The sequence below is a fragment of the Bacteroides sp. OM05-12 genome, assembly GCF_003438995.1.
GTDB lineage: Bacteria > Bacteroidota > Bacteroidia > Bacteroidales > Bacteroidaceae > Bacteroides.
In genome coordinates this window covers 157,338-165,496 of sequence record NZ_QSUN01000003.1, presented here as the reverse complement: position 1 = coordinate 165,496, position 8,159 = coordinate 157,338, and the positions used below count along the sequence as shown (strand labels likewise).

4 protein-coding genes are annotated in these 8,159 nt (G+C 31.5%); 3 read left to right on the top strand and 1 reads right to left on the bottom strand.

What is annotated here, in order from left to right; genetic code table 11:
- From DXB63_RS03945 to DXB63_RS03935, 3 genes are all read left to right on the top strand, one after another.
- A partial coding sequence (locus tag DXB63_RS03945) for an RHS repeat domain-containing protein (RefSeq protein ID WP_147332260.1) occupies window positions 1-1,068 on the top strand: 1,068 nt, incomplete at its 5' end.
- Window positions 1,065-2,000: a hypothetical protein gene (locus tag DXB63_RS03940; RefSeq protein WP_122125097.1), complete on the top strand. Its 936-nt coding sequence runs from the start codon at window positions 1,065-1,067 to the stop codon at window positions 1,998-2,000. The genes DXB63_RS03945 and DXB63_RS03940, both read left to right, overlap by 4 nt.
- A 744-nt stretch (window positions 2,001-2,744) precedes the next feature.
- Window positions 2,745-5,900 carry a hypothetical protein gene (locus DXB63_RS03935; protein ID WP_122125096.1) on the top strand — a complete coding sequence of 1,052 codons (3,156 nt, stop codon included), beginning with the start codon at window positions 2,745-2,747 and terminating at the stop codon, window positions 5,898-5,900.
- Window positions 5,901-6,803: 903 nt separating this feature from the next.
- On the opposite strand, the gene pgk is transcribed toward DXB63_RS03935, so the two are convergent.
- A complete protein-coding gene (gene pgk, locus DXB63_RS03930; protein ID WP_122125095.1) occupies window positions 6,804-8,060 on the bottom strand; it encodes a phosphoglycerate kinase in 1,257 nt (418 codons plus the stop codon).
- Between the last annotated feature and the right edge of the window lie 99 nt (window positions 8,061-8,159).

Genomic DNA, 8,159 nt, shown 5'->3' with positions numbered 1-8,159 from the left:
GAAGGAAGTATGCAGAGAAGCGGAGGAGTAAATATGAGTATTGTTTATAGTGGATATACGGATTATTGTGATAACTTTGTATATGAGAATGATACATTGGTTAAAATACTGTTGTCTGAAGGATATATTGCCTGTAAAGATCGTACATTTCATTTCTATTTAAAAGATCATCAGGGTAATAATCGTGTGGTAGCAAATGAATCAGGCGGTATAGAGCAGGTAAATCATTATTATCCTTTTGGTGGATTATTTGGTGAAAGTAGTGGTGGTGATGTTCAGAAATATAAATATGGCGGTAAAGAGTTAGAGCGTATGCATGGAGTTGATTTGTATGATTTCAGTGCCCGGATGCAGGATCCCGTGTTAGGACGATTTAATACGATGGATCCTATGTGTGAGAAATATTATTCGATAAGTCCCTATGCTTATTGTAATAATAATCCGATTATGTATATCGACCCCAATGGTATGGATATTGTAATTTGGTACCAGAATGAAAGAGGAAAACAAGTGAACTTTATTTTTAATGGTCAAAATGAGAATAATGCACCGAGAAATAAATTTGTAAATTCGGTTATTTCTGCTTATAATTATAATATAAAAAATGGAGGAGGAAATAATCTGAAAGTAATTGTGACAAATGCTAAAATAAAAATTGAAATAGTTGAGACAGATAAAGATAATAAATATGTTTCAAATAATAAAGGACTTATTAGGTTTAATCCAAATGCAGGATTAAAATTGGATGATGGGAATATATTATCTCCGGCAACAGGGCTTGAACATGAAGCTGCACATGCTGTAAATGATAAATTTGATAAACAAAATGAAAAATATGATTCTAAATATGGAACGAAAGAAGAAAAAAATGTAATAAAAGGAGCGGAATTAGAAACAGCTAGGGCAAATGGAGAGTTGCCGATAAATCATCAAGGAAGAGAAAGTCATAGTGAAGGTAAATGGGTTGTAACTAAATCTGTTATTTCTAATAAAGAAATAGATGAAAAACGGTCAAGAGAGTTAAGGAAAAAAATAAAAGATTTTAAAAACAATTGGACTTCAGAATGAAACGATATTTTTTTATGATGTTATTCGTACTACTAAGTAAGACGTTGGCAGGTAAAGATATAGATAAAATAAAATTGGTATATGGTGCAGAAGGTACATTTCTTCCTATTTCAGCCTCTTGCTCTCCAGAATCTTTTAATTTTAGTTTTGGTGATGATATTAATTTTTTAACTACATATGATGATATATTTATACGTGAGTTTTCTTCTTTGTATAAAGGTCTTTTGCCAAAAAATGAAGATGACTCTATAGATGCATTTGACCCTAGGATTATGACTATAATTATTTATCGTGATTATTCTATTCCTAATGATACAATTTGTTTGGGAGAATTCTATGGAATTAGTTTTAATGGTGAATTAATGGAAGATAATGAAGCATTGCTTAATTTGGTGAAAAGAAAAATTGGTTGGAATAGAATTAACAGAAAATCTGAATTTATGAAAGATATTCAGTCTTTGAAAAGATACTATAGTAATGATCTTCTTCTTTTATCAATAGATCATATCGTTTATAAACTTTGCGAAACTGAAATCTCAGATCATTATATTATTAAAAAATTATTAGAACAATCATCTCAAAATGTAGATGAGTTATTATATAAATTTCAAATAGAAAATGAATCTGATGTATTGAAAAGAATAGAAAGATGGTGTGAAGTGTATTTAATTTTAAACACTTATAAAGATGTAGATAGTGATTTGCTGTCAATCTTATATAATATTCCTTTGATAAAGAACCTTATAATATCTTTTTTTAATAAATCAGAGTTGAGTGATAAAAAAATGCCTAATGATGAAGTTGAAGAGCTATTATATAGCATAAGTAATTACATTAGTACTCTTTCTGACAGTGAGAGAATCTCTTTTTATGAAATGTATTATAAAGAAATGCATGAAAAATTGGAACATGAAGCGAATTATTTAAAATGAGAAAGTAAATAGTGATTAAAATAAATGGAATACAAGAATTCAAACTTATGAACTGAGATGTCAATATTTTAAATTACATTATGGAATGCTTTACTATGATATTACTGCTTTTATCTGTTTGTATCGGTGGGTGTAAGAATATTGATAGACACTCTGATGAAAAAGATCTTTTAATTTTATTCAGGTGAAAGCTTTGAAAGATACTCTCTATTATTTTATTGAAAATGCAATGGGTTTGACTAAAAAATAATGATATGAAAAGCTCTATTATTTTATTATTATTGTGGCTTTTATAAATTATTATAGAGAGAATCAAAATAATTATTCAATCACAAAAAAAATGCTTAAGAAATATAAACGTCAATATGTTGGCTACTTAACTAATGATAATGATATTGTTGTATGGATTAATTTTATTAGAAATAAAGATGTATGTAATGATGAATAGTCTAAAGATATTATTAGGATTAATGATGGTGGCAATAACTATTGGTCGATTTTCATTAATCTAACGAAAAAAAATATTTGGTATGTATATTAATGGTATTGGTTAGTATACAGATATGATTATTAACTAAAGGGCATATATTGGTTTGGATTTTAATAATTCGTGTGAATGCAAGACTCTTTTGTCAATGAAATTGGATTATGACTAAATTTGTTGTTTCTAAGTTAAGGGGCTGATAAAGATAATTGAGAAATAAAATTGAATGAATAGTTACATAATGTTTTAATGAATCGCGTATGAAAAAAATAATTATTAATACAATATTTATTATTTGTTGCTCTCTTTGTGTTTTTCCAGATATAAAAGCTCAGCATCAAGAAAATAAGGCTGAAAAAGATAGTATAAAAGATGTTTATTTATTGATGTCTGGACGTGGTTCACTTTCAGATAGTTATAAATTGAGTTTACCTGTTGTGATTCCTCCAACACCTCAATCCCAAATTTATGAAAAATATGTAGATCATCCTGTAACCGAATATAATGGGCTGGTTGATATAACTGTCCCCTTATACGAATTGGAATTGGATGGTATGAAAATACCTGTCGTGTTAAATTATCATTCATCAGGGATTAAATATGATTATGCAGGTCAATATGCAGGAACTCCTAATCAAACACCAAATGCGAATGATGGTGATGCCGGAGCAGGTTGGTCTCTTAGTATAGGAGGATATAGAATATCAAGGACTATAAACGGTGCTCCAGATGAAAAGTATCCATTTTATGACGAGAATGAGGCAGAACAATATTTGAATTCGATGACTGTTGCGGAAAAAGATAGTTATTTAGCATCAATTTATTATGCAAATCGAGCAGGGAGTTCTCCGGTAAAGAATACTAAGCAACCTTATAAAGATGCAGAGTTTGATATTTTTACTTATATGATGCCTTCGTGCAATGGTCATTTTATTTTGGATAAAAATAGAAGTCCAATAAATGTAGAAGGTGGATCTGAAAGAATTCAGACTGACTCTAATTTGGATAATTTAATTATTACTGATGGAAATGGATTTAAATATTACATGGGTAAATATATTGATAATAATCTATTGGCAGAGGTAAGAGTTATTGATTCAAAGAATGAAAAAGTTGGTTGGCCATTAAAACGGATTACTTCACCGCATAATAGAACTATTGATTTTAAATACGAAGAGTTTTCTTATGACTTAATTAAATATTCTTCACTGCCAATTGTTGAGCCTTATTATTTAGATGAAGCAACATCGGTTATGGATTTTTCAAGTGAATTGCCTAATTACAATGAACTTATCGACGTAGATTTTACTACAATGAATAGTGATTCTTATATGTTTCCTTATAAGGAATTATTAATATCTGAAATTGTAGCTGAAGATGTTAGCCTAACAATAAAAAGAAGAAAAAATGAAAAACCTAACAATTTAATTGAATCAATCGAGATTAAAAGAAACAATAAATTTGTCAGAAAAATCGTATTTAATTATAATATTCCTACGGGAATTGATTGGCACTGTTTGTTGAAAAATATCACAATTGAAGATGGCTTTGGTGGTAAATTTCAAAAATACAGTTTTGATTATTATGATCCACCAATTGAAGGCTTTCGTTCTCTTTTTCCTGATCAATGGGGGTATTATTCAAAAGGGAAACCTTATCTACAGACTTCAGAGGATAGGAAAGACCTTTTTTTGCATGCGGAATTTCTAAATATGATGGTGAAAGAAAGACGTAGTAACCATGTTGGAACAACTAGTCTTTTAGGTGAATCTTTTATTGCGGATTATGTTAAAACTTTTACATTTGACCGATCTAATGATAATTTAAATCCTCACTATTTTTCTCTGAGAAGAATCACGTATCCAACTGGAGGTACTACTGAATTTATTTATGAATCTAATGAATATTTGGATGATACAGGTCAGAGAAAGATTGGTGGTGGACAGAGAATAAAAAAAATAGTATCTAATGCCAATGATAATAACTCTCCTGTAACTACTATCTATAAGTATGGTGAATCGGAGAATGGAATAGGAATGGCAAATATAGCAATAAAGTCTCTATATTTTTATGATAAGACAGCACATGTGAGTGTCACTTCAAGTCCATCTGGTGGTCATTTTCTTCTTTATGGTAAAATCAGTTCAATGTTACATTTGTGCAGAAATCCTATAGTGCCGGAAATATCTGATTTTGAAGTGAATTACGCATGTGTTACTTGCTACAAAACGAATGCGAATAATTTAGCACAGTTTAGTAAAATGGTTTCAACTTATGAAATTCCTCAACGGTATAAATTAAAAACTGCTGCACTTATGAATACAGGGGATATGATATATAGTGGAGCATGGCCATATTATTATCAAGCTTGGTCATTGGTTGAAGAATATAATTTAGGAAAAAAAACTAAAATAACTTCTCGAACAATTTTTAATTCAAATAGTAAGTTGATTCAATCTGAAACCTATAAATATAGAGACACATCCAATAATACTGTAATGAAAGGACTTAAAGTGAAACAAAATGTAACTTTTGACAGGGATATGTATCAGGCGCCATGGGCTGCTCCATATACTACAGGTGGATTGTACTATGTATATAGCTGGATTAACCATATATTAAGTTGTCATGAATATAAATTAAAAATAGGTTCAGAACTCCTCTCTGAAAAGAAGGTAATAACGTATGATTTTGATGGAAATAATCCTGTAGAAACTTTAGAAAGATATAATTATGATAATAAGAATAGACAGACAATATATTCAGTAGATAATAGTATCAATGGTTTATTGATGACGGAATATATTTATCCTCAGAACGAAGCTGAGTTGCTAAACAAAAATATCATTATTGACCCAATTGAAATTAAAACTTTCAACAATAATAAATTAATCGGTAAAATAAAAACAATTTATTCAAATAATTCCATTCTACCTATTTCCAAAGAATCTTATATAGGGAATAATATAAATGGAGTAATAACATACGACAGATATGACAATAGATTTGGAAATTTGCTTCAATATACTCTAAATGATGCGATTGTTACTACGTACTTATGGTCATATAATGGTAAATATCCAATAGCTGAAATTAAAAATGCTAAATACCAAGATGTTTGTAAAGAAATGGGAGGTGGTAATGAATCGTTAGGTAATTTATTTCTAGAAAATCTAGCAATTAAAGTTCAACCATCAGATTCGGATATAGATTTATTAAAGGGGCTGCAGACATCATTAAAAGATGCAATGATTACAATTTATATATATAAACCACTATTTGGTATAGAATCAATGATTGATCCTCGTGGTATAAGAACATATTATGAATATGATAATTTGGGTTACTTAAAAGAGATTAGAGATTCAAATAATAAGATTTTAGAGTATTATGACCGAAAATATAAAATGAATTAAAAATATTCAATACTATATTGGTGAAGCTAGCTATTTTTGATAAAATAGTTGGCTTTATAAGAACTATTTTGAAGTATTTTTTAGAACTATTTGGAAAAATTCCCCTCTTAAATTTATCAGAAATACATAGAGGATAAATATTGATTGACTTTTTCGTAAAATCATGTATTTCTCCATCTTGTTTTAGTTCTCTTTTTTGTTGGCATTTTGATTATTTTGCCTTGTCTAATGATATGGCTCCGGAAAATTATTGTCTGTTTATATGATGTTCAACATACGGTCGATTGATTACAAACGATAGGAGTTTGTGAACAATCGACCGTATGTTTGTCTTCAATCGTCCTTATGTTTTTTTCAATCAACCCGATGATTTTAAAAAAACATCAAGGTCATTTTATAAATCACCTAAGGGAGCGTTGTCTAACACACAAGGGGGCGTTGACCGACGCTCAAGGGAGCGATAGCTTACATCTACCGGAGCGTAAGCCGACGCTCCCTTAGGCGTTTTGCTTGTTTGTTCTGTCAATTTAGCTGCTATTCAACTTTTACTTGGACTTGCCTTCACCTTAGCACTTTTGCTCTTATATTATTGATTACTATTTAATTAAAGTGAAGGCACTGTTTTTTTGAAGTGCACCCCCAAAGTTGAACTGTACCGTCCCATTTTTAATTTTCTATTTTCAATTCTCAACTCTTAACTCTCAATTTTAAAAAAATGCCTTCACTTTAATTGTCTATTTAATAGTTACTTATTCTCAAAAGTGAAGAGGTGAAGGTAATATTCAGATAATTTAAAATATGTACAAAAAGCAAATTTTTACCGGTGGGGAGGACTATATCCTGAACAAATAAAAAAAGGAGCTATGTTTAAATAGCCCCTTTAAATATATATTGGTATAAATCTTATTCCTGAATAGCTGCAATACCCGGAAGAAGTTTCCCTTCGATAGCTTCAAGAAGAGCACCACCACCTGTAGATACGTAAGATACTTTGTCTGCGATGCCGAATTTGTTAACACAAGCAACAGAGTCACCACCGCCAACAAGTGAGAATGCACCGTTTTTAGTAGCTTCAACAATTGCGTTACCTACTGCACGAGAACCGTCAGTGAAGTTGTCAAACTCGAATACACCTGTCGGACCGTTCCAAAGGATAGTCTTAGAGTTTTTGATGACGTCTGCAAAGATTTCCATACTCTTAGGACCGATGTCAAGACCTTCCCATCCGTCAGGAATTTCGTTAACAGGAACGATTTGAGTGTTGGCATCGTTTGAGAAACTGTCGGCAGCTTTTGCATCTACAGCCAATACTAGGTTTACACCTTTTTCTTTAGCCTTTTTCATCAAGTCGAGTGCCAAATCAAGTTTGTCATCCTCGCAGATAGAGATACCGATCTTTCCACCCATTGCTTTGGTGAAAGTATAGGTCATACCACCGGCAATAATCAGGTTGTCTACTTTGCTAAGCAGGTTTTCAATGATCTCAATTTTTGAAGAAACTTTAGAACCACCCATGATAGCGGTGAAAGGACGTTTGATATCATTCAATACTTTATCGACAGCTTTCACCTCTTTTTCCATCAGATAACCGAACATCTTGTTGTCGGCATCGAAGTATTTAGCGATAAGTGCTGTAGAGGCGTGTGCACGGTGAGCTGTTCCGAAAGCATCATTTACGTAGCAATCCGCATAAGAAGCTAATTTCTTTGTAAATTCTTTCTGGCTTTCTTTTACGGCTTTCTTTGCTGCTGCTTTTTCTTCATCTGTCGCATCTTCGGCAAGACCTCTCGGCTTACCTTCTTCTTCTGCATAGAAACGAAGGTTTTCCAATAAAAGAGCTTCACCCGGCTTCAATGCAGCAACTTGTGCATCGGCTTTCATGCAATCGTCAGCAAATTTAACATCCACACCTAACTTCTCGGAAACGTGTGCCAAGATATGTTTCAAAGAATATTTTGGATCCGGATTCTTTTTAGGACGTCCCATATGGGAAGCGATGATAAGCATACCGCCGTCAGCGAGAATTTTCTTCAAAGTAGGAAGAGCTGCACGGATACGAGTGTCGTCTGTAATGTTGAAGTTCTCATCCAATGGAACATTAAAGTCCACGCGAACGAATGCCTTTTTACCGGCAAAGTTGAATTTGTCAATTGTTTGCATAATCTCTATTTTTGTTTAAAAGTATATTGAACGCTTTTGAAATACGCTTGCAAAGTTATTAAATATTTCTTTTCCACTTTGTGTTTAATCTGATATTTT

Excerpts from the sequence above, each read along its gene's own strand:
- DXB63_RS03935 (WP_122125096.1), top strand. The coding sequence starts at position 2,745 with ATGAAAAAAATAATTATTAATACAATATTTATTATTTGTTGCTCTCTT.
- DXB63_RS03940 (WP_122125097.1), top strand. The coding sequence starts at position 1,065 with ATGAAACGATATTTTTTTATGATGTTATTCGTACTACTAAGTAAGACG.
- pgk (WP_122125095.1), bottom strand. The coding sequence starts at position 8,060 with ATGCAAACAATTGACAAATTCAACTTTGCCGGTAAAAAGGCATTCGTT.